24 protein-coding genes and 1 pseudogene are annotated in these 23,599 nt (G+C 68.2%); 7 read left to right on the top strand and 18 right to left on the bottom strand.

What is annotated here, in order from left to right; genetic code table 11:
- Nucleotides 1-4 precede the first annotated feature (4 nt).
- Nucleotides 5-481, bottom strand: coding sequence for a nuclear transport factor 2 family protein (locus AC5Y7V_RS13430; protein ID WP_499880520.1), 477 nt, complete (start codon nucleotides 479-481; stop codon nucleotides 5-7).
- Nucleotides 482-541: 60 nt separating this feature from the next.
- Between AC5Y7V_RS13430 and AC5Y7V_RS13425 the strand changes: the two genes are divergently transcribed.
- Nucleotides 542-1,309 (top strand): SDR family oxidoreductase, encoded by a 768-nt coding sequence (locus tag AC5Y7V_RS13425; protein WP_499880519.1) that lies wholly within the window; start codon nucleotides 542-544, stop codon nucleotides 1,307-1,309.
- Between the two features lie 7 nt (nucleotides 1,310-1,316).
- Here AC5Y7V_RS13425 and AC5Y7V_RS13420 read toward each other — a convergent pair whose 3' ends face one another.
- From AC5Y7V_RS13420 to AC5Y7V_RS13370, 11 genes are all read right to left on the bottom strand, one after another.
- Complete coding sequence (locus AC5Y7V_RS13420; protein ID WP_499880518.1) at nucleotides 1,317-2,078, bottom strand: YqjF family protein; 762 nt, start codon at nucleotides 2,076-2,078, stop codon at nucleotides 1,317-1,319.
- 26 nt (nucleotides 2,079-2,104) lie between these two features.
- Nucleotides 2,105-2,473 carry a SpoIIAA family protein gene (locus AC5Y7V_RS13415; RefSeq protein WP_499880517.1) on the bottom strand — a complete coding sequence of 123 codons (369 nt, stop codon included), beginning with the start codon at nucleotides 2,471-2,473 and terminating at the stop codon, nucleotides 2,105-2,107.
- A gap of 45 nt (nucleotides 2,474-2,518) precedes the next feature.
- Nucleotides 2,519-3,193 carry a hypothetical protein gene (locus AC5Y7V_RS13410; protein ID WP_499880516.1) on the bottom strand — a complete coding sequence of 225 codons (675 nt, stop codon included), beginning with the start codon at nucleotides 3,191-3,193 and terminating at the stop codon, nucleotides 2,519-2,521.
- Nucleotides 3,194-3,235: 42 nt separating this feature from the next.
- The gene (locus AC5Y7V_RS13405; protein WP_499880515.1) at nucleotides 3,236-3,916 is read right to left on the bottom strand and encodes a GAP family protein; all 681 of its coding nucleotides are present in this window, start codon (nucleotides 3,914-3,916) and stop codon (nucleotides 3,236-3,238) included.
- Between the two features lie 34 nt (nucleotides 3,917-3,950).
- On the bottom strand, nucleotides 3,951-6,278 hold the full coding sequence (locus AC5Y7V_RS13400; protein WP_499880514.1) for an arylsulfatase: 2,328 nt from the start codon (nucleotides 6,276-6,278) through the stop codon (nucleotides 3,951-3,953).
- 39 nt (nucleotides 6,279-6,317) lie between these two features.
- Complete coding sequence (locus AC5Y7V_RS13395; protein ID WP_499880513.1) at nucleotides 6,318-8,153, bottom strand: fatty acyl-AMP ligase; 1,836 nt, start codon at nucleotides 8,151-8,153, stop codon at nucleotides 6,318-6,320.
- Between the two features lie 93 nt (nucleotides 8,154-8,246).
- Nucleotides 8,247-8,828 carry a TIGR03086 family metal-binding protein gene (locus tag AC5Y7V_RS13390; RefSeq protein WP_499880512.1) on the bottom strand — a complete coding sequence of 194 codons (582 nt, stop codon included), beginning with the start codon at nucleotides 8,826-8,828 and terminating at the stop codon, nucleotides 8,247-8,249.
- An 11-nt stretch (nucleotides 8,829-8,839) separates the two neighbouring features.
- On the bottom strand, nucleotides 8,840-9,817 hold the full coding sequence (locus AC5Y7V_RS13385; RefSeq protein WP_499880511.1) for a sigma-70 family RNA polymerase sigma factor: 978 nt from the start codon (nucleotides 9,815-9,817) through the stop codon (nucleotides 8,840-8,842).
- Between the two features lie 13 nt (nucleotides 9,818-9,830).
- Nucleotides 9,831-10,574 carry a DUF899 domain-containing protein gene (locus tag AC5Y7V_RS13380; protein WP_499880641.1) on the bottom strand — a complete coding sequence of 248 codons (744 nt, stop codon included), beginning with the start codon at nucleotides 10,572-10,574 and terminating at the stop codon, nucleotides 9,831-9,833.
- Nucleotides 10,575-10,611: 37 nt separating this feature from the next.
- The gene (locus AC5Y7V_RS13375) at nucleotides 10,612-11,355 is read right to left on the bottom strand and encodes an SDR family NAD(P)-dependent oxidoreductase (RefSeq protein WP_499880510.1); all 744 of its coding nucleotides are present in this window, start codon (nucleotides 11,353-11,355) and stop codon (nucleotides 10,612-10,614) included.
- A 21-nt stretch (nucleotides 11,356-11,376) separates the two neighbouring features.
- Nucleotides 11,377-12,138, bottom strand: coding sequence for an SDR family NAD(P)-dependent oxidoreductase (locus tag AC5Y7V_RS13370; protein ID WP_499880509.1), 762 nt, complete (start codon nucleotides 12,136-12,138; stop codon nucleotides 11,377-11,379).
- Nucleotides 12,139-12,412: 274 nt separating this feature from the next.
- Between AC5Y7V_RS13370 and AC5Y7V_RS13365 the strand changes: the two genes are divergently transcribed.
- Entirely contained in the window at nucleotides 12,413-13,819 is a 1,407-nt protein-coding gene (locus AC5Y7V_RS13365; protein WP_499880508.1) for a TIGR00366 family protein, read from the top strand.
- On the top strand, nucleotides 13,809-15,380 hold the full coding sequence (locus AC5Y7V_RS13360) for an allophanate hydrolase (protein ID WP_499880507.1): 1,572 nt from the start codon (nucleotides 13,809-13,811) through the stop codon (nucleotides 15,378-15,380). Before AC5Y7V_RS13365 ends, AC5Y7V_RS13360 begins: the two co-directional genes overlap by 11 nt.
- Before the next feature lie 7 nt (nucleotides 15,381-15,387).
- Here AC5Y7V_RS13360 and AC5Y7V_RS13355 read toward each other — a convergent pair whose 3' ends face one another.
- Entirely contained in the window at nucleotides 15,388-16,470 is a 1,083-nt protein-coding gene (locus tag AC5Y7V_RS13355) for a serine hydrolase domain-containing protein (protein WP_499880506.1), read from the bottom strand.
- Between the two features lie 119 nt (nucleotides 16,471-16,589).
- On the opposite strand from AC5Y7V_RS13355, the gene AC5Y7V_RS13350 reads away from it, so the two are divergent.
- Nucleotides 16,590-17,057 (top strand): SRPBCC family protein, encoded by a 468-nt coding sequence (locus AC5Y7V_RS13350; RefSeq protein ID WP_499880505.1) that lies wholly within the window; start codon nucleotides 16,590-16,592, stop codon nucleotides 17,055-17,057.
- A 34-nt stretch (nucleotides 17,058-17,091) separates the two neighbouring features.
- Here the strand turns inward: AC5Y7V_RS13350 and AC5Y7V_RS13345 are convergent, their stop codons facing one another.
- On the bottom strand, nucleotides 17,092-17,454 hold the full coding sequence (locus tag AC5Y7V_RS13345) for a hypothetical protein (protein WP_499880504.1): 363 nt from the start codon (nucleotides 17,452-17,454) through the stop codon (nucleotides 17,092-17,094).
- Between the two features lie 161 nt (nucleotides 17,455-17,615).
- Here AC5Y7V_RS13345 and AC5Y7V_RS13340 point away from each other — a divergent pair, with 161 nt between their 5' ends.
- From AC5Y7V_RS13340 to AC5Y7V_RS13330, 3 genes and pseudogenes are all read left to right on the top strand, one after another.
- Entirely contained in the window at nucleotides 17,616-18,122 is a 507-nt protein-coding gene (locus tag AC5Y7V_RS13340; protein WP_499880503.1) for a hypothetical protein, read from the top strand.
- Between the two features lie 173 nt (nucleotides 18,123-18,295).
- On the top strand, nucleotides 18,296-18,814 hold the full coding sequence (locus AC5Y7V_RS13335) for a hypothetical protein (RefSeq protein WP_499880502.1): 519 nt from the start codon (nucleotides 18,296-18,298) through the stop codon (nucleotides 18,812-18,814).
- Nucleotides 18,799-18,912: pseudogene (locus tag AC5Y7V_RS13330) on the top strand (integrase core domain-containing protein); the annotation flags it as partial. The gene AC5Y7V_RS13335 and the pseudogene AC5Y7V_RS13330, both read left to right, overlap by 16 nt.
- A gap of 55 nt (nucleotides 18,913-18,967) precedes the next feature.
- On the opposite strand, the gene AC5Y7V_RS13325 reads toward AC5Y7V_RS13330, so the two are convergent.
- From AC5Y7V_RS13325 to aceA, 4 genes are all read right to left on the bottom strand, one after another.
- Nucleotides 18,968-20,131: an LLM class flavin-dependent oxidoreductase gene (locus tag AC5Y7V_RS13325; RefSeq protein ID WP_499880501.1), complete on the bottom strand. Its 1,164-nt coding sequence runs from the start codon at nucleotides 20,129-20,131 to the stop codon at nucleotides 18,968-18,970.
- A gap of 152 nt (nucleotides 20,132-20,283) precedes the next feature.
- Nucleotides 20,284-20,676 carry a hypothetical protein gene (locus AC5Y7V_RS13320; RefSeq protein WP_499880500.1) on the bottom strand — a complete coding sequence of 131 codons (393 nt, stop codon included), beginning with the start codon at nucleotides 20,674-20,676 and terminating at the stop codon, nucleotides 20,284-20,286.
- 101 nt (nucleotides 20,677-20,777) lie between these two features.
- The gene (locus AC5Y7V_RS13315; RefSeq protein ID WP_499880499.1) at nucleotides 20,778-21,008 is read right to left on the bottom strand and encodes a hypothetical protein; all 231 of its coding nucleotides are present in this window, start codon (nucleotides 21,006-21,008) and stop codon (nucleotides 20,778-20,780) included.
- A gap of 241 nt (nucleotides 21,009-21,249) precedes the next feature.
- Nucleotides 21,250-23,538, bottom strand: coding sequence for an isocitrate lyase ICL2 (gene aceA / locus AC5Y7V_RS13310; RefSeq protein ID WP_499880498.1), 2,289 nt, complete (start codon nucleotides 23,536-23,538; stop codon nucleotides 21,250-21,252).
- Nucleotides 23,539-23,599: the final 61 nt, after the last annotated feature.

Below are 23,599 nucleotides of genomic sequence, written 5' to 3'. Positions count from 1 at the left end.
CTAGTCAGGCGTTGGGCTGCAGGATGTCGGTAGTCGCGAGCTGACCGCCCGCCTGCAGCCACGCCCCCACCACCCCGGGCGCGTCCCGGTCCGGGTTGTAGATGTCCTCCTCGCTGGAGAACAGGCCGTCGCCGGCGTAGACGAGCCGAGTCCAGTTGGGGAACCAGAACGGCTCGCCGTTCGGGTCGGTCGGGTGGTCGAGCAGGTTCTTGATCATGATGACGACGGCGTCGTTGTCGTCGTCGTAGGCGATCCAGTCGCTGGGGAAACGCATGTGCGGGAACGGGGCCATCACCGCGACGATCCAGTCGCGCACGGCCTCGCGGCCGTGAAAGACGCCGTAGTGATGTTCGGTGTAGACGACGTCCTCGGTGAAGAGATCGGCGAAAGGCCGCCAGTCGCCCGAGGCGCTGCAACCCTCGGCGACTTTCGTGTAATGGTCGACGGCTCGCTCGATTTCATCCCTGCTGAATTTGCCCATGCCGCACACACTAGAACGTGTTTTTGTTGAAGGCGACGGTTGGCGAATGGGGATTATGCGATGAGTGTGCTGGACCAGTTTGATTTGCACGGCAAGAGGGCCCTGGTGACCGGCGCGTCGAGCGGCATCGGCAGGGAGGTGGCGCTGGCCTACGTCCAAGCCGGCGCAGAAGTGGCCATCGCGGCAAGGCATTCCGACGCCTTGGCGGAAGTCGCCGAAGAGCTCACCGCCGCGGGCGGGCGGGCCTTGGCCGTCAGTTGCGATGTGACCCGGCCCGACCAGGTGGACGCCATGGTCGACCGGGTGACCGCGGAGTTGGGCGGCATCGACATCGCGGTCTGCAACGCCGGGATCATCACGCTCACCCCGATGCTGGAGATGCCGCTGGAAGAGTTTCAGCGCATCCAGGACACCAATGTGACCGGCGTCTTCCTCACCGCGCAGGCGGCGGCCCGGGCGATGGTGCGCCAAGGGCGGGGCGGGTCCATCATCACCACCGCGTCGATGTCGGGCCACATCATCAACATCCCGCAGCAGGTGGGCCACTACTGCGCCTCCAAGGCGGCGGTCATTCACCTGACCAAGGCCATGGCCGTCGAGTTCGCGCCGCACAACATCCGGGTCAACGCCGTCAGTCCGGGATACATCCTCACCGAGCTCGTCCAGCCCTTCGCCGAGCTGCATGCGCAGTGGGAACCGAAAATACCGATGGGCCGCCTGGGCCGGCCCGAAGAACTCGCCGGCCTATACCTGTACCTGGCCAGCGAGGCGTCCAGCTACATGACCGGTTCGGACCTCGTGATCGACGGCGGCTACTGCTGCCCCTGACGCGGGCTCAGCCGACCACGAACGGGCGACCGAACCGCGTTCGCACACCGGGCGAAAACAGCGGCCGCAGGCGCTCACCGGCGGGGCGCACCCCGCTCGCACCGAGCAGGTCGTCGCCGAGCTCGAGGATCTCCGCGCGGCGAAACGGCCACGGCTCATGCTCGTTCGGCACCCACCACGTCCGGCCGGCCTTGCGGGTGTGCGCGCCCCAACGGGCCGTGAGCCACACCTCCAGCGGCGTCGGCTCGACCGCCTCCCCGACGGCGACCGTCAGCCGGCTGCGCAGGCCGCGGCGCGGCAAGCGGCGCACGCTGTCGTAGGTGACCTGCTCGCCACGCCGCGTCACCCGCATCCGCGACCAGACGTAGGGCACGCCGAGCGCCGTCCGGATCACCGGCACGACGGCCAGGCGCGACGTCTCCAGCGAACGGAACAAAACGCCGTGCCGGCCGGCGTCGTCGATCGAATACAGCCGGACGTTGGTTTCGGCGAAGCCACCGAAATACGGCAGCGGGATCGAGGTGCCGACCCTGGTGCTGGTCAACATGAACGGGATCAGCCCCACGTAGGTCATCCCGTCGGCGAACACGTCTGGCCGGGTGCCCGGCGGGTAGAAGCGTTGGACGCTCTCGGGGCGCACCGGCCAATGGACGAAGGTCAGGTCGTCCCAGCGCTGCTCGAACGTGACGGGACCGGGCAGCGGGGGCGGGGTGACCGGGTACCCGACGAGACCAGATTGCGCGTCCGGCAGGTCGGGTATGGCGGCCATTCGCACATCGTTGCATGGGTTCGCCCCTACGGGCCGCCGATAATCCATTGCCGCGCCTGCTCGACCTGCCCGGCCGGGAAATGCCGGATCTCGGCCGAGACGAAGTGTGAGCCGAGGTGCTCGGCGACATCCGCGACGTGCGAGTCGGTGACGACCGCGACCTTTTTGATGTGCTTTTGGTGATCCCGCACGAAGCGGAAGTGGGTGACCATCGCCCCGAAACTGTTCCAGCCCGGGAACGACGGCGCGCTGATGATCAGGCCGGAAAGTTCGCCGTTGGCCTCGATCTGGGGGTCGACGGCCTGGGCGAGCTCGACGAAGTCGTCCTTGTCGAGCGCGGACTCCGGGTGCACCAGCAGGATGTTGTGCTCGCTGTCCAACTCGTGATCGATCATGCAGTCATGATCGCCCCGGCCGCGCGCATCGATAAGAGCAGAAAGTCATCCCTCCAACTGACCGGAGATGCCGCGCTCGATGCTGGCCTGGGTCGTCGACGGCAACACGAGGAGGCCGTCGAGCTCTTTGCGGGCCAGGTCGAAGGCCTGCTGGCGTTCCTGGGGCGCGGCGGCCTGATCGGACGCCACCCGCAACAGGCTCTGGGCGCGCGCGATCCGCTGCTGGGCTTCCCGGGAGAAGTCGCCGCGGCGCTTGCGCATCGCCTCGGCCTCGGCGACGTTGAACGCGGTCACGTAGTCCTCGACCGCGCTTTGATACAGCCCCGCAGCTTCCCGGTCGTCGAGCAGGTCTTCGGCTTTCACGGGGCGTAGGAAGTCGGCCCGCAGCTTGGCTTTGTGGAAGCCGACCGTGAGCGGGTCCCGCATGTCGGTCATCAGCGGGAAGTCGAGAAGTTTGGCGACGTCGAGTTCGTACTCGAGCCATCGGGCGTCGGTGCGGCCGTGCTCCTCGATGACTCGTCGCAGCGAACGCCATTGCGCCGCTTGGTTATTGACGCCGCGCTCGGTCGGCTGGCTGGCGGCTTCGGCCGGTCGATCGAGTTCGTGGCGCCGTTCGGTGCGGCGCCTGTTGGCGCCGAATGCCCTGACCGCCGCGATGACCATGCCCGTCAGCGGCAGGATCACGATCAGTAGCTCCGCCAACCGGATCAGCAAGCCCACCCCGCCAGGATGCCATCGCTTCGACGGCCGCGCGGGGCCCGTTTAGAGAATCCCGAAGCCGCGCAGGGCTTTGATCCCGAACCAGGTCCCGAAAACCAGCCCCACAACGATCATGAGGACCCGGTCGTTGTCCTGCAGCCAGCGCAGGATTCGGTCCAGCAGCGACCGCGACCGTTGCGGCAGGAACGCGGCCACGGCGACGGTGAGCAAATTTCCGCTCGCGGCAAGCGCGACAAATGCGACATAAATGGCCACGTTGGTGGCCCGCCCCAACCCGGCGCTACCGATCACGCCGATCGCGGCCAGCGTGAAGACCCACGCCTTCACCGAGACGGCCATGACGCCCGCGCCGATGAAGAAGGCTTTGAGGGGCGTCGCCGACGTCACCATGGTCATCCATTTCGGCGGAGGCGCATTGGGATCGTCGCCGCTGAACAGCTCACGCGCCGCGGTGACCAGAAATAGCGCGGCCACCACCAGCAGGATGGTCGACACGATCCAGTGGTGCGGATGATCCGGCTCAGCGCTCCGGGTTCCCCAGTGCAGAATCGTCCCGAAAATGAGGCCCTGCAGCAGGCGCGTGCCCGCATGGCCCGCGATCCACGCGCCGGCCGCCCGCAGGCGGGAGGGGGTGCTCAGCAGCACGATCGTGATCCCGATTTCGATCGGTTCGAGCGCGCTACCGAGAATCAGTGGGATAAGACCGCTCCACACCGCGAGCACCGCAGGAGGTTAGCAAGCCCGTCGTGCCGATTCGCTATTGCGCGCCCAGCGCCGCGCGCATCTCGGCCTCCGCGATCGCCGCGGCGAGATCGGCGGGTTGCGGGTGGACGGTGACGTCGATCCGGTCGATGCGGCCCGTGAACCGGAAATTGTGGCCGTACGGCGCCACCGGTGAACCGGTGTCGACGCCCACGTCCAGGGTTTCCCCGCTCATCGAGAACCGGAAGGGAACCGTCCGCTCGAGGCGGCCACGCGCGACCGTGGTGTCGTCGACAAGCAGCGATACCGACGCACCCTTGCCGAGTCCGCCGCCGTCGTAATCGAACGAAACACCAAGGACCACAAGGCCTTCGGGTGAAGGCTCGGGCGCCGCAATCGTCGTCAGCTCATGACCGAGATAGTTATAGGCGAAGCGTGGAATGCCGTCCTGCAGGTACAGCGTCCATCCGGCCATCGCCCCGCCTATGCAGATCACCACCCCCTGAGCACCGCCCGCCGGTATCCGCACCGCCGCCCGAAGCTCAAACGACGTGCTCGTGTAGCCCAGGGTCGTCGGTTCGGGGATGCGCACGTGGCCGGGAAAGTAGGTGACCGAGGTGCGATCGCCCAGCAGGCTGGGCCGGTTGGCCGGCAGCGCGCGGGCCAGGGTCGCGTCGCTGAGCGGGTAGACGTCGTATTTGCGGGCTTCGGCGTCGAATACGGCCTTCATCTCGGCCAGCTTCTCCGGGTATCGCGAGGCGAGGTCGACGCCCTGACTGAAATCGTCGGCGAGGTGATACAGCTCCCAGCGCTCGGTGTCGCCGAACGGCGAACTGCGCTGGGTACGCATCCACGGCAACCGCCCATGAAAGCACGACGCGATCCAACCCTCGTGGTAGACAGCGCGATTCCCGAAGATCTCGAAGTATTGGGTAGTTCGACGACCGGCCGCGACGGCATCGTCGAATGTGTAGCGCATGCTGACGCCCTCGATTGGTTTCTGGTCGACGCCGTTGACGCGTCGGGGCGCCTCGATCCCGGCGGCGTCAAGGATCGTCGGAGCGATGTCGATGACATGGTGGAACTGGCTGCGCTGCTCCCCCGCCGCGCCGATCCCGCGCGGCCACGAAACGGCGAGCCCGTTGCGCGTCCCGCCGAAGTGCGACGCGACCTGCTTCATCCACTGAAACGGTGCGTCGAGCGCCCACGCCCAGCCGACGTTGTAGTGGTTTTCGCATCGGACCGTGCCGAAATCGGCCAGGTGTTCCAGGAGCCATTCGGGGTCCTCGGGCAGCCCGTTCTGAAACGCGGGCGAGCTCCAGGCGCCGTGTATCGTTCCCTCCGCCGACGCGCCGTTGTCACCGCACACGTAGATGAACAACGTGTCATCCCATTGCCCGAGCTCGGCAATCGCGTCGATCACCCGGCCGATCTGGGCGTCCGTATGGGCCAGGAATCCGGCGTACACCTCCATCAGACGCCGAGCAACGGGTTTGTAGCGGTCCTCGTAGTCGGCCCACGCCGGTATCTGCTCGGGTCGCGGGGTCAGCCGGGCGTCCGGGGGAATGATGCCCATTTCGACCTGGCGGGCATATATCCGTTCCCGCAGCGCATCCCAGCCGTCGTCGAATTGCCCGGCGAACCGGTCCGACCACTCCGGCCACACCTGGTGGGGGCTGTGTGTCGCGCCGGGCGCGAGGTAAACGAAGAACGGTTTGTCGGGCGCGGACGTCTTCTGCAGCCGGATCCAGTCGATCGCCTTGTCGGCGAGATCCTCGGTGAGGTGGTAATCGTCGCGCCCGACGTAGGGCTCCACGGGCGTGGTCTGGTCGTAGAGCGCCGGCTCGTACTGGGAGGTGTCGCCGCCCAGGAAACCGTAGAAGCGTTCGAATCCAAGTCCGGTGGGCCACCGGTCGAATGGACCCGCGGGCCCGATCTCCCACGTCGGGGTGAGGTGCGCCTTCCCGAACAGCGCGGTGCTGTAGCCGTTCATGCGCAGGATCTGTGCGACGGTGGCCGTGCTCTGCGGTATCACGCTGTCGTAACCGGGGAAACCGTAGGCGATCTCGCAGATGGTGCCCATGTGCGCACTGTGGTGGTTGCGTCCGGTCAGGAGCGCGGCGCGCGTAGGCGAGCACAACGCGGTCGTGTGAAACTGGTTGTAGCGCAACCCGGCTCGGGAAACACCGTCCAATGCGGGGGTTGGGACCGGCCCACCGAACGTTGATGCCGCGCCGAAGCCGACGTCGTCGAGGAGGACCACGACGACGTTGGGGGCGCCGGCGGGAGGGTAGGCGATCGATGGTGTGACCCGGGTGGAATCGGCCGCCGACGGGTTGATCACCCCGTCGAACCGTTGATCCCCGCGCGGCAGATCGACCATCGTGCCTCCTGAATCGGGTCCTTATGGGTGACTCGCTCGCTAACGCACGCCCATTGTGCCGCCGAGATATTCGGCGCGGCAGGCCCGCCGGGCCAGTTTTCCGCTGGTGGTGCGCGGGATGGCGCCGGCCGGCAGGAAACGCACGTCGGAGACCGCCACCCCGTGCCGCCGCGACACCGCGTCCCCAATCGCCTTGATGGCCGGCTGCGGATCGTCGCGACTGGTGCCGGCGGCGCGTTCGGCGATCACGACGAGGCGTTCATCGCCGTCCGCCGGGACGGCGAACGCGGCGACGTACCCGCGGCGCACCATCGGCGCGGCTTCCGCGGCGGTGGCCTCGATGTCTTGCGGATAGTGGTTGCGCCCCGCGATGGTGATCAGGTCCGCGATGCGGCCGGTCACGTAGACCTCGCCGCCGAGGTAGACAGCCAGATCCCCCGTCCGCAACCAGGTCCGCCCGGCCGACGACCCCTCCGCGTGGCTGCCCTCGGCCAGCCGCGACTGCAGCTTGGCGCCGAAGGCCAGCTGGGTTTCCTCGGGCAGCCCCCAGTAGCCGCGACCGACGTTGTCGCCCTGCAGCCAAACCTCGCCGACCTCACCGTCGGGCAGCTCGGATCCGCTGTCGGGGTCGACGATGACCGCCCACAGGCTGCGGGCGACCCGGCCGCAGGACACCTGCGCCACCGCGTTCGGGGCGTCCGCGGCGACGCGCACCGCGTGACCGGCGCTCAATTGTTCGCGGTCGAGATAGGCGACGGATGCCTCGGCGGCGGCGTCGATGGTGGCGATCAGCAGCGTCGCCTCCGCGATGCCGTAGGAGGGCTTGAATGCCGTGCGCGGCAAGCCGTACGGGGCGAAGGCCTTGTTGAACGTGCGGATCGCGTCGATGCTGACCGGTTCGGAGCCGATGATCATCACCACGTTGCGCAGGTCGACGTCGTCGCCGGGCGCGGGCAGGCCACGCTGCGCGGTCCACTCGTAGGCGAAGTTCGGCGCGGCGGTCACCACCCGGCCCTGCTTCGACCCCGCCGACAGGGCGTGGATCCAGCGCAGCGGCCTGCGGACGAATGCGGTGGGCGCCATCAGGGTCGAGTGCCCGCCGTACACCGCGGGAAAGCCGATCATCGACAGACCCATGTCGTGGTAGAGCGGTAACCAGCTCACGCCGTGGGTGTTTCGGTCCAGCAGGTCGATCGAGAGGATCATCTGCACGAGGTTGGTGCCGACCGCGCGGTGGGTGATCTCCACGCCGACCGGTGGCCGCGTCGAACCCGAGGTGTACTGCAGGTGCGACACGCCGTCGATGTCCAGCTCGACGGGGACGAACAGCTCCCCGGCCGAGTCGGGGACCTCGTCGATGACGACGAGTTGCGGCGTGCGCAGGTCCGGCAAACTTTCCAGGAACTTCTCGACCGCCTCTTTCGCCGCCGCCGTCGTGAGGACCGCGGTGGGTTGGGAGTCGCGAAGCGCGGTCTGCAGCCGTTCGGCGTGACCGGGCAGCTCGGGTGCGAACAGCGGCACCGCGATGGCGCCGGCTTTGATCGCGGCGTAGAAGCCGGCGACGTAGTCGATGCCCTGCGGCGCCAGGATCGCCACCCGATCGCCCTCGGCGGCGAATCGCTGCACCCGCGCGGCGATGGCCCGCAACCGGACCCCCAGCTGAGTCCAGGTCACTTCGAAGGTCTGGCCCTCGGAGCGGGCGTAGTCCAGGTAGCGATATGCCACGGCATCACCGACATTGGCGATGTTGCGATTGATGAGAGATATCAGGGTGGTGCCCGGCGGCAACGCGACGCCGCCGTCGGCGTCCAGGCAGTCCTCGATCAGGAGCAGGCCTTCTGGAGCCGCGGCGTCGTGGCGGGGACCGCAATCCATAAGCGCAGTGTAGGGGCCCGGCCGGGCGGCTCCAGGGGGTCGGTCGGCCACGGGTGGGGCGCCGCGCGGCGGCAGGGCGAACCCCGTCCCCGCCTAACCGCGGCCGGCTCGGCGGCCGAACAGGGCGAGTAGCTGGTCACTTGGGGTGGCGTTCGGGGGCGACGCCAGTGGCGGGGCGAACACGTGCCCGGCCAGCCCCGCCTCGGCGAGGGGTGGCGAAACCCACAGCAGCGCCGAGGCGACTTCCGGGGGGATGGGCCGATCGACTCGGCACGCCTGGGCGATATCCCAGGCGTGCAGCACCATCTCGATCGCCCCCACGTAGACAACGACTTTGGCGGGAACCGCGCGGCCGCGGATCTCGCACCGCCGGCCGGCGGCCGGTGTCGTGGTCGACGCGAGCAGAAGGTCGACGATGCCGGCCCGCAGCGCGGCGACGGGATCGGAGGCGTCCGCGTCGGCCGGCGCCCGCTCGGACCCCCGGTCGGGGTCGCGCGCCGCCAGCACGTCGGCGAGGTCCGCCAGCGAGGTGCGCACGTGCCAAAGCAGGCGGCGCAGGTCCCAGTCCGCGCAGGGCGTCGGCGACGACAGGCCTGCCCCGCGAACCAAGAGGAGGTTGCCGAACAGATATCGGGTCGCCTCGGCCAGGACGGGCAGTTCATCGGAGTCGGACACGGTCCGGGCCCTCACCCCGCGAGCGTCTCGGGCAGCCCGAACTTGGCGACCAGCGTTGCGTCGTTGAAGGCAACGATGCGGGAGATGTGACCGTCGACCAACGACAGCACGTCCAGGCCGTGAGCCTGGAAAGAGCCGTCCGGCCCGCGCCGGTACATGGCGAACGCCGGGGCGCCGTTGGCGCGGGTGTAGGTCAGCCGCCACTGATCCGGCGTGTGCAGCACCACCCGGGCCAGGAAGTCGCACACCACGTCCCGCCCGGTGAACCACGTTGGAATGGGCGGCATTTCGAGCTCGACGTCGGCGCGAAGCAGTTCCGCGAGCCCGTCGACGTCGGCGTGCTCGAAGGCGGCCATGTAGCGGTCGAGCACGCCGCGCAGCTCGGGTTCGGCGGGTTCGCCGAGCTCGTCCAGCGTCGGGCCGGCCTCGGCCAGGCGCGCGCGGGCGCGCTGCAAGGCACTGTTGACCGCCGCCGTGGACGTCTCCAAGATCTCGGCGACTTCGCTGGCCTGCCAACCCAATACGTCGCGCAACACCAGAACCGCGCGCTGCAACGACGACAGATGCTGGAGCGCGGCGACGAACGCCAACCGGACGCTGCTCCGCAACGACACGACCGCGGCGGGATCGTCGGTGGCGCCGTACAGCAGGCTGTCGGGCGCGGGCTGCAACCAGGGGATGTCGGATTTCGCCGGGGCCAGCGCGGCCGTCGCGCTGTCGGCCGGGCCGCCGAGCCCCGACGGCAGCGGACGCCGCTGGCGCGTCTGCAACGCGTTCAGGTAGGTGTTCGTCGCAATCTTGTAGAGCCACAACCGCACCGACGAGCGGCCCTCGAACCTCTCGTAGGCCTGCCACGCGCGAAGGTAGGTGTCCTGCACCAGATCCTCGCACTCGTCGACGGATCCGATCATGCGATAGCAGTACGCCCGCAACTCGGGCCGATACTGCTCGGCGACTTGCGCGAAATCGTCGACGCTGGCGTCCGGCATGGCTGAAGGCCTTTCACGACTCCCGGCGCGACGGCCGGGGATCGCTGGGATCGTGCTCGCCCGGCTCGGGGTCTTCCCACCATTGCGCCGGCTGGTCGCCGTACGCGTCGTGCCAGTTCCACCACGCGTACGCGGGGCCCTGCGGGTAGCCTTCCGGGGAGTCCTCCCAATCCTCTTGGCGCCCAAGGGCGGTCATGTCCAGGTAGCTCCACGTGGTACCAAGCGCCTCGTCGCCGCGGTTGTTGATGAAATACGTGCGGAACACCCGCTCGCCGTCGCGGATGAACGCGTTGGTGCCGTGCCACTCGTCGACGCCGAAGTCGCGGTCGAAGTCGTCGGTGAGCGTGTACCACGGCATCCGCCACCCCATCCGGTCCTTCACCCGCTCGATGTCGGGCTGGCCGGCGCGGGAAGCGAACACGAGGGTGGTGCTGCGGGCGTTGAGATGCGCCAGGTTGCCGATGTGATCGGCGATCATCGAGCAGCCGCGGCAGGCGTGCTCGGGCCAGCCGTCCACCCCCGGCTCCAGGAACGCGCGGTAGACGACCAGCTGCCGCCGGCCGGCGAACAGGTCCAGCAGGCTGACCCGGCCGTCGGGGCCGTCGAACCGGTAGGGCTTGTCCACCTCAAGCCAGGGCATCCGCCGGCGCTGGGCGGCCAGCGCGTCGCGCGCCCGGATCACCTCTTTCTCTTTGACGAGCAGCCGCTGGCGCGCGGCCTCCCAGTCCTGCGCCGATACGATCGGCGGTGTCTGCATCTTCATGTCCGGCCTTTCGGTTGTCGTTTAACGGTTTTCAGGCGATCTTCTGCAGGCCCGCGCCGGTCAGGAGGTAGCCCGCGGCGACGGCGTCGGTGTCGGACTGCACCAGCTCCACGACGGCCGCGCCGGCCACCTCCGGGCTGAGCGGTTCGCCGAGCTGCTTGACGTATTCCTCCTCGGTTTGGCCCTCGCGGGCCGCGTACGCCCGGACGGCGGGGCGGCCGAGTTCGGTCAGCGGGGTGATGCGGGGCATCAGCGCGGTGAAGGTGATGCCCAGATCGGCGCGGTTCGCCTCGTCCTGGGCGTATCCGGTGATAAAGCGTTGCGTCGCTTTGGCGCCGGCGTACCCGCCGCTGAGCGGTGATCCGGCCAGGGCCGCGCCGCTGCTGAAAACCACCACCCGGCCGCCGGGGCGCAGCGGCCTGAGCAGGGCCTCGCGCAGCCAATGAAACGCGATGCGCACGTCGGTGTTCCAGTTGGCCGAGAACGTCTCCCAGGTGTGGTGCTGAAGCGGGCGGGGTAACGGGCTCGCCCCGGCCACCAGCACCAAAATGTGTGGGTCGTATCGATCCAGCAGGGTGCCCGGCGCCGACGGGTCGGTGGCATCGGCGACGATCGCTTCGATGCTGCCGGCGCCGCCCGGGCTGGGATACGTCGTTGCGGTGCGGGACACGGCAACGACCGAGGCGCCGGCTTCGGCCGTGGCCGTCGCGATGCCGCGGCCCAGGCCCCGGCTTGCGCCCACGATGAGTGCGGTCTGGCCGGATAGGTTGTTCATCTTGTCCTCCTGGTGATGGTGTTATGCGGGGGTTGCCGTGGCAAGCAGCTGGGCGTACTGGCGTTCCAGCTCCTTGGCCGGGGTGCTGTCCCAGCCCTGGGCGAGGGATTGCGAGATCGGATCGGGGAAGACGTCCAGTTCGCCGCGGTGCAGCGCGTCGAAGACGGCCGCCGCGACCGAGCGCGTGCTGGCCTTCGGTATGTCGAGTTCGCGACTCATGTCGGTGTCCACCGGGCCGGTGAAGACCGCGAAAACCCGCACACCCTGCGGAGCCAGGACGGCCCGCAGCGACTGGGTGAGGTTGAACGCGGCCGCTTTGGACACCGAGTAGGCCGGAATGATCGGCAGTGGCGCCAGCGCGTTGACCGACAGGTTGTTGATCACCGCTCCCCCGGAACGAATCAGCGCCGGCAGGAACGCCCGGGTCACCGCGTGGGTGCCGAACAGGTTCACGGCGAGGTGCCGTTCGAGAATCGCGGGATCGGTCAGGTCGTCGTAGAGCGCGATGCCGGCGTTGTTGATCAGCACGTCGAGCGATTCCACCGTCGCGGCGGCCGCGCGGATCTGTTCCGCGGAGGTCACGTCGAGGGCGACCGGGACCACCCGCTCGTCGGGAAAGGAGGAACCGTCTCGCGTGCCCGCGTACACCCGCGTGGCGCCCCGGCTCAGGGCCTCCTCCACCAGGGCCCGGCCGATGCCGCGGTTGGCGCCCGTGACCAAGACCGATTTGTGTGCGACGGTGTCTTCGGTCGTGTCCACTGTCGTGTCCACTGTCAAACCCATGACGAGCCCCTCTCAAGTGAAAAGCCCCCGCACGGGGCGCGGGGGCGTCGATGGTGAACCGATCGAGTCCGATCGAACTACAGATATAGACAGGTTCCATCGCCGAAACTCATCGCAATGTCGGACTCCAGTTTTCGCGCCGGGCACCCGGCGGGCGGCGACTTCTGGCAACCGGGGTTGTCATCGCCGACGGGGTTCGATTAATTCACCCCGCGGCAACAAAATTGGGGTTGCCTTGGGCGGGGTTTCGGAAACGGGGAGATAGAGGATTCAGATGACAACAACACAGCGGCGATCGGCGCAACGACGCGGCTTGGTTCGGGGCCTGACCGAACTGTGCGTCCGCTACGTCGAACGCCTGATGCCCGACCCCTATCTGTTCGCGGTCATCCTCACGCTCATCGTCGTCGCGCTCGTCGCGGTCCTCGTCCGGGGAGCGACGGCCTCCGGCATTCTCAAGGCGTGGTACGGCGGGGTGTGGGGACCGCAGAACATCTTCACCTTCGCGTTCCAGATGGTGCTCGTCCTGGTGACGGGGTACACGCTGGCCGAGGCGCCCGCCCTCAAGCGAGCCATCGTCCGTCTCGCGAGCAGGCCGAACAACCAGGTCCAGGGGGCCCTGTTGTGCTTCGCGGTCAGCACCGTGTTCTCGCTGCTCAATTGGGGACTCGGCCTGGTGGCGGGCGCTCTGGTGGCGCGCCAGGTGGCAAAGCGCCTGCGGGGCGCGCATTTCGGCTACCTGATCGCGACCGGGTTCATGGGCTACATCGTCTGGACGCAGGGGCTGTCGTCGTCGATCGCGCTCGCCAACACCGACACGACGAGCCCGATCAATGTGATCCACAAAATCACCGGCATGACCGTGCCGTTGACGCAGACGGTTTTCCAGCCCTACAACTGGATCGCCGTGATCGCGGTGGTCGGCCTGCTCGCAATCGCGATCTGGCGCATGGAGCCCAGGCACGGTCTCGCGCCCGATCCGGCGGTCTTCGACGAGGAGCCGGAGCCGCCCGCGCCCAGCGGCAAGCGGACGTTCGCCGAGTGGTTGGAAAACCTGTGGATTCTCAACGTCATCGTCTTCGTGGCGGGCGTCGCGTACTTCGTGCTGAGCGGCTTCGCGCTGAACATCTCGTCGATGATCATGCTGTTCACCATCACCAGCGCCCTGCTGCACCGAACGCCGATTCGCTTCATCCGCGCGTTTTCCGGCGCGGCGAAGGTGTCCGGCCCGCTGCTGCTGCAGTATCCGCTCTATGGCGGGATCGTCGGGCTGTTGGGCTATCTGCCCACCGGATCGGGCAAAGCGCTGCAGACGGTGCTGGCCGAGGCGCTGGTGCGCGGCGCCGATCAGTACACCCTGCCGTTCCTGACATTCGTGGGGTCGGTCATCATCTCGTTGTTCGTGCCTTCCGGCGGCGGGCACTGGGCGGTGCAGGGACCGATCGCCGTTGACTCGGCGTTGGCCATCGGTCAGCATTCGCCGGCCTACCTCGGGCTGACCTCGATGTCGGTCGCGGTCGGCGAGGGCGTCGCGAACATGATCCAGCCGTTCTGGCTGCTGCCGGTGCTCGCCATCGCCAAGCTGAATGTCCGTCAGGTGATGGGCTTTACGGTGATCGCCTTCCTGATCGGCTTCGCGGTCGCCAGCGCCATGGTCCTCATCGCGCCGTATGTCATCTGACGCGCCCGCCGGATCCCCCACGGCGCGCGTGCGTGCCGCGTACCGGCGCATCGCCGAAGCCGACCGCCCCGAAATCTGGATCACGCTGCGCGCACAGGACGACGTCCTCGCCGACGCCCGCGCGGTCGAGCAACGGCTCGCCGCGGGCGAGAGCCCGCCCCTGGCGGGACTGGTGGTCGCCGTCAAGGACAACATCGACGTGGCGGGCCTGCGGACCACGGCCGCGTGCCCCGAATTCGCCTACCTGCCCGCGGCCACCGCGGCCGCCGTGGAGCGGCTCCGCGGCGCCGGGGCCGTGGTGCTGGGCAAGACGAACCTCGACCAATTCGGCACCGGCCTGGTCGGCACCAGGAGTCCCTATGGCGCCGTGCGCAATTCGCGCCACCCCCACCTGGTCGCCGGCGGCTCCAGTTCGGGTTCCGCCGTGGCGGTCGCGTTGGGCATCGCCGACGTCGGCATCGGCACCGACACCGCGGGCTCCGTGCGGGTCCCGGCCGCGCTCAACGGGATCGTCGGCATCAAACCCACGCTCGGCATCGTCCCCACCCACGGCGTCGTCCCGGCGTGCTCGAGCTTCGATGCGGTCTCGGTGCTCGCGGCGGACCTCGACGTGGCGACCGCCGCGGCCGCGGTGATGGCCGGGCCCGACCGCCGCGATCCCCGCAGCCGCGCCTGGCCGCCCGACGTTCGCCTGGCCGGGCCCGACGCACCTCGCGTGGCGGTCCCCGCAGCCGCGAACCTCACCGCGCTCAGCGATGCCTACCGAGACGCGTTCGAGCGCAGCGTGGTTCGCGCCACCGAGGCCGGATTGGGCATCGAGCCGGTCGACATCTCGATCCTGCTGGAAGCGGCCCTGCTGCTGTATGACGGCGCGTTCGTCGCCGAGCGATACGCCGCGGTCGGCGAATTCCTCGACACCGCGCCCGCGGGCGCGGACCCCCACGTCGCGGCGATCATCACCGCGGGCCGCGCGATCACCGGCCCCGCATTCGCCGCGGACCTCGACGCGCTGGCCCGCGCACGGGTGGCCGCGGCGGAGCTGCTCGCCGGATTCGATGCGCTGCTGCTGCCGACCACCACCGAACACCCCGCGCTGGCCGACGTTGCCGCCGAACCGTTCTCGATCAACCGGCGCATGGGCACCTACACCAACTTCTGCAATCTGCTCGACATGGCCGCGGTGTCGGTTCCCGGCGTGCCGACGGCCACGGGCGGTCCGTTCGGCGTGACGATCGTCGTGCCCGCGTTCCATGACCAAATCGCCGTCGACATCGCCGCCCGCTTCGGCGGAGCGCCGCCCCCGCTCCTGATCGAAAGAGGTTGCGAGGTAGCACTATTCGGTTTGGAGCCGCTGCGCCGGCGACTCGAACTGGTCGGCGCCCGCCACGTCGGCCACGCCACCCCCAAGCCCGGACGGGGTGCGCCGGCGCGCGCCGAGGTGTTCCGGGTGTCCGAGGCCGGGCTCGGGCGCCTGGTGGCCGACCTTCCCGCACCCGCGGTGTTGACCGCGATCGAACTCGAGGACGGCCGCACGGTCACCGGTCTCGCCGAAAAGAGCTGACCGTCGGCTACATCCACAGTTTGGCCAGCGAGTCGGCCAGGGTCTCGGGGTCCTGCTTGTCGGTGTTGCAGCTGATGGCCAGGGACGTGTTCCGGTCCTTGCTCACGCGGAATGCCGTCACGAACCCGGCCCACGCGCCGTCATGATCGAGCGTGCCGTTGCCCATCAAATAGATCCCGGCCCCGTACCGGTCGGCGCCGCCCGGTTCGGTCGGCACCGCGCCGGCGAGCTGCGCGTCCAGAAGTCCGGGACCGCCCACCCGGCCGGTGCGGTAGTTGTCGGCCCACCCGACCAATTGGCTTGGCGTGGTTTGAATTCCGCCGTCACCGACCTGCTCCCAACGCGGGTCGGTCTCCCGGTACCCGTTGCCGCTCTTCTCGTACGGGACGGCCTTCTCGGGTATCGGACCGGTGGGGTCTAGGACCATGGCCAGGCCGAGCGGACTGAAGATCTGTTCGGCGAGGAACTGCGGCAGCGGTTCCCGCGCGACCCGGCGGACGATCTCGCCGAGCAGCAGGTAGTTCGAGTTGGAGTACTCGAATTGGGATCCCGGCTGAAATTCCAGCTTCGGCATGCCGACCAGCGCCCGCATGGCCTCGTCCTCGGTGGTGCGGTCGCCGAGCTGGTAACCCTGCGCCTCGAGCAGCCCGACGTACTCGGGGATTCCGCTCGTCTGGTGCATCAGTTGCCCGACGGTGACGGTGGTGGACCACGTCGGTAGCTCGGGGATGTAGCGGGACACGGGGTCGCCGAGGGCCGGTTTGCCCGCGGCGACGAGCAAGAGGAGCCCGGTCGCGGTGAACTGCTTGGAAACCGAGGCGATGTCGAACACCGTGTGCGCCGTGATGGCCGCGCCGTTCGACATGTCGGCGACGCCGCGAACGCCCGTCCACACCACCTTGCCCTTGACGCCGACCGCGGCCGAGCACCCCGGCGCGCGGGCCTCGATCGCGTCGTCCAGCACGCTCTGGCTGCGGGCAGCCGCGTCGCCGTGATCGGGCGTCGACGTGGTGGTGGGCGCGGGCCCCCGGGCCCCGGCGCACGCACCGACCAGCAGCAACACCGCGAGAAACGCGCACCGCCGAGCCATACGGTGAATGATTGCGCTCGGCGCGAAGCCCCGCAGAGAAACGGCGCTTTGAGGCGGTAGAGGTAGGGTACGCGGCAGTGCCATCCGGGTCACTCAGCGATCTTCACCAGGGAGTCGGGATGTCGGGTCGTAGGTTCTCGTTCGAAATCAACCGCACCAGCAGCGCGCCCGCGGCGACGTTGTTCCGGCTGGTCGCCGACGGTGCCAACTGGTCAAAGTGGGCCAAGCCGATCGTCCTTCAGTCGAGTTGGGCGCGGGAGGGGGATCCCGCGCCGGGCGGCGTCGGATCCATCCGCAAGGTGGGCATGTGGCCCTTGCTCGTGCAGGAGGAAACCGTCGCCTACGAGCAGGATCGCCGACACGCCTACAAGCTGGTCGGCCCGCCGAGCCCCGCCAAGGATTACTCCGGTGAGGTCATCTTCACCCCGAATCCTGCGGGCGGCACCGACATTCGCTGGACCGGCGAGTTCGTCGAGGGAGTTCCCGGGACGGGTCCGATGATGCGGGCGGCCATGGGCGGCGCGGTCCGGTTCTTCGCGGGCCGGCTGGTGCAGGCGGCCGAGCGCGAATCGCACGGCGGAGGGTAGCGATTACCTTGGCGCGCACGGGCTTTCGATGCGCTTAGGGGTTGTTGGCCTGCTGCTCGGTGAGCTGCGCCTGCTGCATGTCCTGTAGGAACTGCTGCTGGGCCGCCTCGTTTTGTTGCTCGGCCTGCTGCATGGACTGTTGCATCTGCTGCTGCGCAAGCTGTTCCTGCAGCTGGGCCTGCTGCTGAGCCCAGTCGTCGTCGCCGTCGGCGGCGAAGCCCCCGAAGGGGCCGCTCGCGGGGGCCGACAGGGCCACGTCCGTCAGGCGCACGGATGCTGGCGCCGGGTGCGTGTCGGGGCGTGCGGCGTCGAACAATGCGATCATCGTCAGGGTCGCAGCCCCGGCCAAAACCAGCCGCACCGTTCGCGTTCGCCGATCGGTGGCCGTGCTTGTCATCCGTCATTTATCTGCCCCGTTGCTAGCCGCAGGCTGAGAACGCGCTGGCGCCCGCATATGAAATCCATTTCGACAATTGAAGGTTTAAACGAGACGCGGGAGGCCAAATACTATGCCCACGATGCTGCGGTGCGCTTCGGTCGCTGTGAAGAGGTGGACGAATGAAGAAATTCGTTGTTTTGGGCATAGCGGCCACCGCTTGGCTAGGCCTGAGCATTCCCACGGCGCAGGCGGACATCGGTGGAAACGTGCCCGGCCCCGGATTGTGCGACTACCCCGGCGTGGGGGGATCGGGCATGGAGATGGGGGCCTATCACTACTGGTGTGACTTCCCGGTGGAGGAGAACGGCAGTCGTTGGCACTGCGAGTACGGCGGCGGTGCCGTGCAGGGTGTCGGCGGCATCAACATCTTCATGTTCAACGCCTCGGTCATCACCCCGCTGGGGGCGCTGGAAGGTTCGTGCTCGTTCCGTTGCCCGGACGGCTCGCTGTCGGCCGCGCCGAACCCGCCCGGCGCATGGAAAAACGCGCTCCACCCGAAAAAATGCGTTCCGGTAGAAGTCGCGCCGACGTCTGAACCGAACACCGCGCTGCCGCCCTGGCCGGGGCAGCTTCCCGGGGTAACGAACCCGGCCACCCCCAACCCGGTTACCACGGAAAACCCTTAGGGCCGCTTCTCGCTTTCATACTTCTTGGTCATGCGCTCGACGGCCTGCAGTTGAGACTGCTCGAAGCCGTCGCGCACCTGCCCGGCTCGCGCGCGGTGGCGTCCGGCGTCGGCTGCCCCTGCCCCCAGGAAGTGGAGGCGCCTAAAACCCGCTTTGAGAATAAGCTCCCGGTGATGGCCGTCAACGAACCTGATCGTGGTCGCCGTTCTATCGGAATGGGGAGATGGTTGGGGGCAATCGTCCTGGGGGGCTTCGGGCTGTGGCTCCTCGGCCAGGGCGCATGCGATGCCTTCGGGTATCTCGCGGGCTTACCGACGACGGCGAAAGTCGTTGGATGCCACGGCGCTGGTGCAAGTCATGGTGGCGCAAGTGGCGTTGTTGTAAGTCGCGTTGTTGCGGTTTCCCCTGGGAATGGCGGGTACGAGTGCACGGGCACGTGGAACGTCGGCGGCCAGTCGCAGATTGGCCCGATAGAGCCACCAATGCCCAGCTATATCGAGGCCGAAACAGCACTGGACGTTCATGTCTATGGCGACACCGCCTATACCCCAAACTCGATAGGCTGGTGGTTTCTCGTGAGTCTTATTGAGGGCGGCGGCGTCCTAGCGGCAGCCGTGCTCGTTTTGGGAGTTCTAGAGTACGACCGCGCCACCAAAAGCTGGAAGCGGAGGAATCCCTGGAAGCCCGCGTGATCATCGAAGAATGTCGCCGCGACTATCACGCCAACAGACCCCACTCCGCCCACGGAGAAGTCACCCCAACCGAGTTCGCCTCACAGTCCACGTCAACGCTGGCCCTCAAGATCGGGCCCTTTCTCAAGCGTCCTAATCCTTTGCCGTTCCCGGTTACTTGCTTTTCAGTTCGTCCTCATATTTCTTGGCCATGTGCTCGACGGCCTGCAGCTGAGATTGCGCGAAGCCCTCGCGCACCTGCCCGGCGCGCGCGGCGGCGTCCAGCGTCGGCTGCGCCTGACCCTGGAAGTGCGGAATCACCTCGGCGGCGAACAGCTCGGCGGACCGCTTGGTGGCGGCGGGGTTGGCCCACTCGTGGCCCATCTGCAGGAAGCAGCCGAATCCACCGGATTGGTCCCAGAGCCGCTGCACCTGGGCCCGCGCGCGCTCGGGCGTGCCGATCACGCCGGCCCCGCTCTCGTTGATGATGTCGATCATCTCGTCGAGCTGCTCCCCCGGCATGGTCATCTGGGGGAAGGCCGCAACCTTCTGGAAGTAGTTGAACCACGATTCGATGCCGAATTTCACGTCGGCGCGGGCCTGCTCGTCCGTCTCGGCGATGTGCATCGGCCCGACCAGGCTCCAGTCCTTGCGGTCGACCTGCGTGCCGAAGGCCGCGGCCCGCTCCTCCACGATTCCCCAGTGGTAGGACAGCGCGTCGAAGCCCTCGACGATCAGCGTCGCCCCGATGGACAGCAGCCCGATGCCGTGCTTGCCGGCCAGCCGCGCCCCGGTCGGCGAGGCGACCGCGGCGACCGCCAGCGGGATCCCGCCGTCCGAGTAGGGGGCGAGCTGCAACTTGGCGTCATAGAGCTGGTGCGTGGCGGTTTTCGCGCTCACCGTCTCCCCCGCCAGCAACCGGACGACGATGTCGAGGTTGGTCTCCAGCAGCTCGCGCGTGTCGGTGGGATTCAGCCCGATCATCGCGGAATCCGTCGGTAGTGAGCCGGGTCCCATCCCGCCGATCACGCGCCCGTGCGTGAGGTGATCCAGCAACATCAGCCGGTCGGCTACCCAGAGCGGGTTGTGGTACGCGAGTGAAATGACCCCGGTGCCAAAGCGAATCCGCTTGGCGCGTTCGGCGGCCGCGGCGATGAAGACTTCCGGGGAGCTGATGATCTCGCTGCCCGCCGAGTGGTGCTCGCCGATCCAGGCCTCGTCGAAGCCGACCGCGTCGAGGTGCTCGACGAACTCGAGATCGCGCTGCAGGGCCAGCGTCGGGTTAGTGCCGGCCCGGTGGAACGGGGCGATGAAATATCCGAACCTGAGCTTGGCCATTGGCGTCCCCTTGCGGTCGAGTTGACCGAACCATAACCCAAGCCGCCACCGGTTAGGTCAAAAGGGCGGACCCCGGAAATTGCTCAGCCGGCGGGGCCAGATTCACATGGCCCCACCGGCTTGGGAGCAAAGTCTTCGCCGTAACCGGCGTGTTAGTAGCCGCCGCAGACGTTGCCGACGCAACCGCCGCCGCCGCCCGGTCCACCGCCGCCGCCACCGACGCCAGGGATGCTGCCGCTACCGCCGCCGGGACCGCCTCCGCCCGTCGGGCCGCCGGGAATGCTGCCACCGCCGCCGCCCGGGCCGCCGCCACCGGTCGGGCCGCCGGGGACACCGCCGCCCCCGCCGCCGGGACCGCCGCCGCCGGTCGGTCCGCCCGGCGCCGTGGACGGCGCGGGCGCCAGGCTGGACGACGGAGTGGTGGTGGTCGATGGCGTCGTGGTGCTGCTGCTCGGCCCCTTGCTGCCGCCGCCACATCCGACGGCCAACACGAGCATTGCCGTGCCGCCGAACAGCGCGACGGCATTCCTAGCTCCGGATCTCATCGCCCATCCCCACTCTCGTCTGATGCGGTCCACCTCTCCGTACCCCGGCATTCGGTGTCGCAAACGGGTCGGTGTGCTGGACGTGGGGAAAACTGGCCCGCTTAGCAGTCGAGGCCGGACACGCAGGCGGCGAGGGTGGCGGCGTGCACGCCGGCGCCGGGCGCGGGTGCGGTTGCGTCGGGATGTGCCACCGTTGCACTGGACGACGGGTGCGTGGTCGCCGTCGACGCGCTGCTCACCGGGCTAACGCCGACGCCGCCCAATCCAATCGTCGCAGCGAGGACGGCGGTGCCGCCGAACAACGCGATTGCCTTTTTGACCGGTGCCTTCATCGGTCCGTCCTCTCTCGTGTTGATGCTCGGATACAGCTAATCATACGCATGTGCAACTATTGCTGCAAGTAATTATTGTTGACACGTACGAAGGCGGGCCGGGCCCGTCACGCGAGCGAGTCGTGGTGCGGATCGAAGGAGCGTGCGCCAAGGCGCGGCGGGCGGGGCCCCGGCACGCGGTGCACGCAGCGACGCCACGGTGCCGTCAGCAAATGCCCGACGGCACCGGTCGCGAGTCGCCCTAGTCTTCCTTGGTGATCAGCTTCCGCAGCGCCACGCGGTCGGGAGCCAGCAGCTCGGCAATGCGTGGGCGGTTCACCTCGGCGACGATGATCTCGCCGACCTCCTGATAAACCTCGCTGAAGATGCCGTGGGACTTCATCTTCGAGGTCTGATAGAGGTTGTCCTCGGTCGGGGTGACGTAGATGACCGCGTCGGCCTTGAAGCGGTGTACCAGCCAGAGGTGGATCAGGGTCATCAGCCGCTTCTGGCGCAGCTTCTCGGCGAACGTGTTCTGGTCGCGGACCTGAAGGATGCTGCGGCCGTGGCGATCCTTGATGGGGTCGACGACGACGTTGGCCAACTGCTCGTCCCCGTTGCCGTAGATGCCGAGTTCCAGCACGTCCGAGCCGGCGCGACGCGGCCGCAACTGCACGCGGAGCCTCTCGCCCAGCTGGTAGTGGTCGCTCCACAACGTGAGCCACTCCTCGAGCAGCTTCTTCGGCACCTCGGTCTGCACCAGGTGCTGATGCTGGGTCGAGCCCTTCCCCATTGCCTTGGTGGTCGCGGTGCGGCCCGAGGAGGCGGCCAGCGCCGCGTCGCTGCGCGGGCCACCCACCAGGGTCTGCGGTGTCCGGTAAGGAGACTCGACCAGGCGCATCTTGCGCTGCAGGCGCGCCAGCGCCAGCATGCCGTCCTGCCGCAGCGCGGTGGCGAACTCCTCGGCGGCGACGCCGTCGATCTGGTGGCCGCCGTAGGTGATGAAGTTGAAGACGAAGCCCATCTTGCCGAGCTCGACGGGAAACTGCTTCATCTCCTCATCGGTCATCCCGGTGGTGTCCCAGTTGAACGATGGCGAGAGGTTGTAGGCCAGCATCTGGTCCGGGAACTCGGCGTGGATCGCCTCGGCGAACTCCCGGGCGTCGGCCAGATCCGCGGTCTTCGTCTCCATCCAGAGGATGTCGGCGAACGGCGCGGCCGCGAGCGACTTGGCGATCGCGTACGGAATGCCGCCCCGGACCTGGTAATAGCCCTCGGGAGTCCTCGCAAGCTCTGGGCTCCAGTCGGGCGCGGCGCCCAACTCCCTCGCCTTCTCCCGGGCGGCGTAGTGGGATGTCCGCGCGGCGAACGCCCGCCACTGGTCGGGGGTCATGGTCGCCGGCTCGTCTTCGCGTTCGCCGAAGGCTAGTACTTCGGCAACGGCGTCGCTGTAGGTCATCAGCCCGGCGTCGTCCTCCCAGGCGGCGATGAACCGCGACTCGACCTGATCGAAGAGGTCGTCGATCGAGTCCTTCCCGTTCTCCCGCCAGGCGTTGACGGCGTCGGAGACCACGCCGAGGATCCCTTGCCGCTCCAGCCACGCGTTGGCGATGCCGTACTCGCTGTCGGCGAGGGCGTACAAGAGGTGACCGTTCAGCTCCTTGACGCCCAGCTCGTAGAAGCGGCGCATCAGCGCCAGGAAACAGGCCTTGTAGGAGGGAATGCCCAGGTTGGTGGCTCCGAGTAGGAACGCCTGGTCGCGCTCGTCGGAGTTGCTGTCGATGAGGTTGGCCGCCTCGGCGTCGGTGCGCGCCACGATGATGCCGGGCACCCGCATGACGTCGAGCTGGAAGCGGGCGGCGTTGAGGCGCTTGATCTGTTCGTCGGACGGCACCAACACCTTGCCGCCCTGATGACCGCACTTCTTGGTGCCCGGACGCTGGTCCTCGATGTGGTAACCCGGCACGCCGACCTCGACGAACCGGCGGATCAGGTTGCGCACGTGCGGATCACCGCCGTGGCCGGTGTCGGCGTCGGCAATGATGAACGGCCGGTAGTCATACTGTCTGGCCGTGGCGCGCTGCCGCTCGCTCATCTGTTGCAGCTGGTACTGCTGATTGCGGTCCGCGGTGAGAAGCGCGCGCACCAGGACCGCGGCGTCTTCGGGCACCTGGCTCAGCGGGTAGCTGGCGAGGTCGGGTCCGGGGTCTTCGGTGGTGGAGCCCTTGGCCGAGGTCGCCCAGCCGCCGAGGTAGATGCCCTCGATCCCCATCCGCTTCATGCTGACCGCCTGACCCGGCGAGTACGGGCCGAACGTGGTGATGCTCTTCTTCGCCGCGAACAGTTCGCGCAGCCGGTCGTAAAACGCCGCCGCCGCTTCCCGCGCCACGGTGTAGTCGGTCGGAATCGTGCCGCGCTGCTCGGCGACTTGGCGGGCCGTGTACAGGCGGGTGATCCTGGCAAAGCGCGAACCCTCGAAGTATCGCTGCGTAGCCTCGACGTCCTGCTCGAACGGCGTGCGGACGTCGGTGTCCGTTTCGATGATGGCCATGGGATGACGCTCCTCTTCAGCGCGAATCGGATGACCGTGAGTTTATCCCCGGACACGGCGA

Source organism: Mycobacterium sp. NGS34, assembly GCF_059812845.1.
The sequence above is the reverse complement of the archived record's forward strand: the minus strand, read 5'-3'. Positions and strand labels throughout refer to the sequence as shown.

Coding starts and splice junctions, on each gene's coding strand:
- AC5Y7V_RS13430 (WP_499880520.1), bottom strand. CDS start 481: ATGGGCAAATTCAGCAGGGATGAAATCGAGCGAGCCGTCGACCATTAC.
- AC5Y7V_RS13425 (WP_499880519.1), top strand. CDS start 542: ATGAGTGTGCTGGACCAGTTTGATTTGCACGGCAAGAGGGCCCTGGTG.
- AC5Y7V_RS13420 (WP_499880518.1), bottom strand. CDS start 2,078: ATGGCCGCCATACCCGACCTGCCGGACGCGCAATCTGGTCTCGTCGGG.
- AC5Y7V_RS13415 (WP_499880517.1), bottom strand. CDS start 2,473: ATGATCGATCACGAGTTGGACAGCGAGCACAACATCCTGCTGGTGCAC.
- AC5Y7V_RS13400 (WP_499880514.1), bottom strand. CDS start 6,278: ATGGTCGATCTGCCGCGCGGGGATCAACGGTTCGACGGGGTGATCAAC.
- AC5Y7V_RS13395 (WP_499880513.1), bottom strand. CDS start 8,153: ATGGATTGCGGTCCCCGCCACGACGCCGCGGCTCCAGAAGGCCTGCTC.
- AC5Y7V_RS13385 (WP_499880511.1), bottom strand. CDS start 9,817: ATGCCGGACGCCAGCGTCGACGATTTCGCGCAAGTCGCCGAGCAGTAT.
- AC5Y7V_RS13380 (WP_499880641.1), bottom strand. CDS start 10,574: ATGCAGACACCGCCGATCGTATCGGCGCAGGACTGGGAGGCCGCGCGC.
- AC5Y7V_RS13375 (WP_499880510.1), bottom strand. CDS start 11,355: ATGAACAACCTATCCGGCCAGACCGCACTCATCGTGGGCGCAAGCCGG.
- AC5Y7V_RS13370 (WP_499880509.1), bottom strand. CDS start 12,138: ATGGGTTTGACAGTGGACACGACAGTGGACACGACCGAAGACACCGTC.
- AC5Y7V_RS13365 (WP_499880508.1), top strand. CDS start 12,413: ATGACAACAACACAGCGGCGATCGGCGCAACGACGCGGCTTGGTTCGG.
- AC5Y7V_RS13360 (WP_499880507.1), top strand. CDS start 13,809: ATGTCATCTGACGCGCCCGCCGGATCCCCCACGGCGCGCGTGCGTGCC.
- AC5Y7V_RS13355 (WP_499880506.1), bottom strand. CDS start 16,470: ATGGCTCGGCGGTGCGCGTTTCTCGCGGTGTTGCTGCTGGTCGGTGCG.
- AC5Y7V_RS13350 (WP_499880505.1), top strand. CDS start 16,590: ATGTCGGGTCGTAGGTTCTCGTTCGAAATCAACCGCACCAGCAGCGCG.
- AC5Y7V_RS13345 (WP_499880504.1), bottom strand. CDS start 17,454: ATGACAAGCACGGCCACCGATCGGCGAACGCGAACGGTGCGGCTGGTT.
- AC5Y7V_RS13340 (WP_499880503.1), top strand. CDS start 17,616: ATGAAGAAATTCGTTGTTTTGGGCATAGCGGCCACCGCTTGGCTAGGC.
- AC5Y7V_RS13335 (WP_499880502.1), top strand. CDS start 18,296: ATGGCCGTCAACGAACCTGATCGTGGTCGCCGTTCTATCGGAATGGGG.
- AC5Y7V_RS13325 (WP_499880501.1), bottom strand. CDS start 20,131: ATGGCCAAGCTCAGGTTCGGATATTTCATCGCCCCGTTCCACCGGGCC.
- AC5Y7V_RS13320 (WP_499880500.1), bottom strand. CDS start 20,676: ATGAGATCCGGAGCTAGGAATGCCGTCGCGCTGTTCGGCGGCACGGCA.
- AC5Y7V_RS13315 (WP_499880499.1), bottom strand. CDS start 21,008: ATGAAGGCACCGGTCAAAAAGGCAATCGCGTTGTTCGGCGGCACCGCC.
- aceA (WP_499880498.1), bottom strand. CDS start 23,538: ATGGCCATCATCGAAACGGACACCGACGTCCGCACGCCGTTCGAGCAG.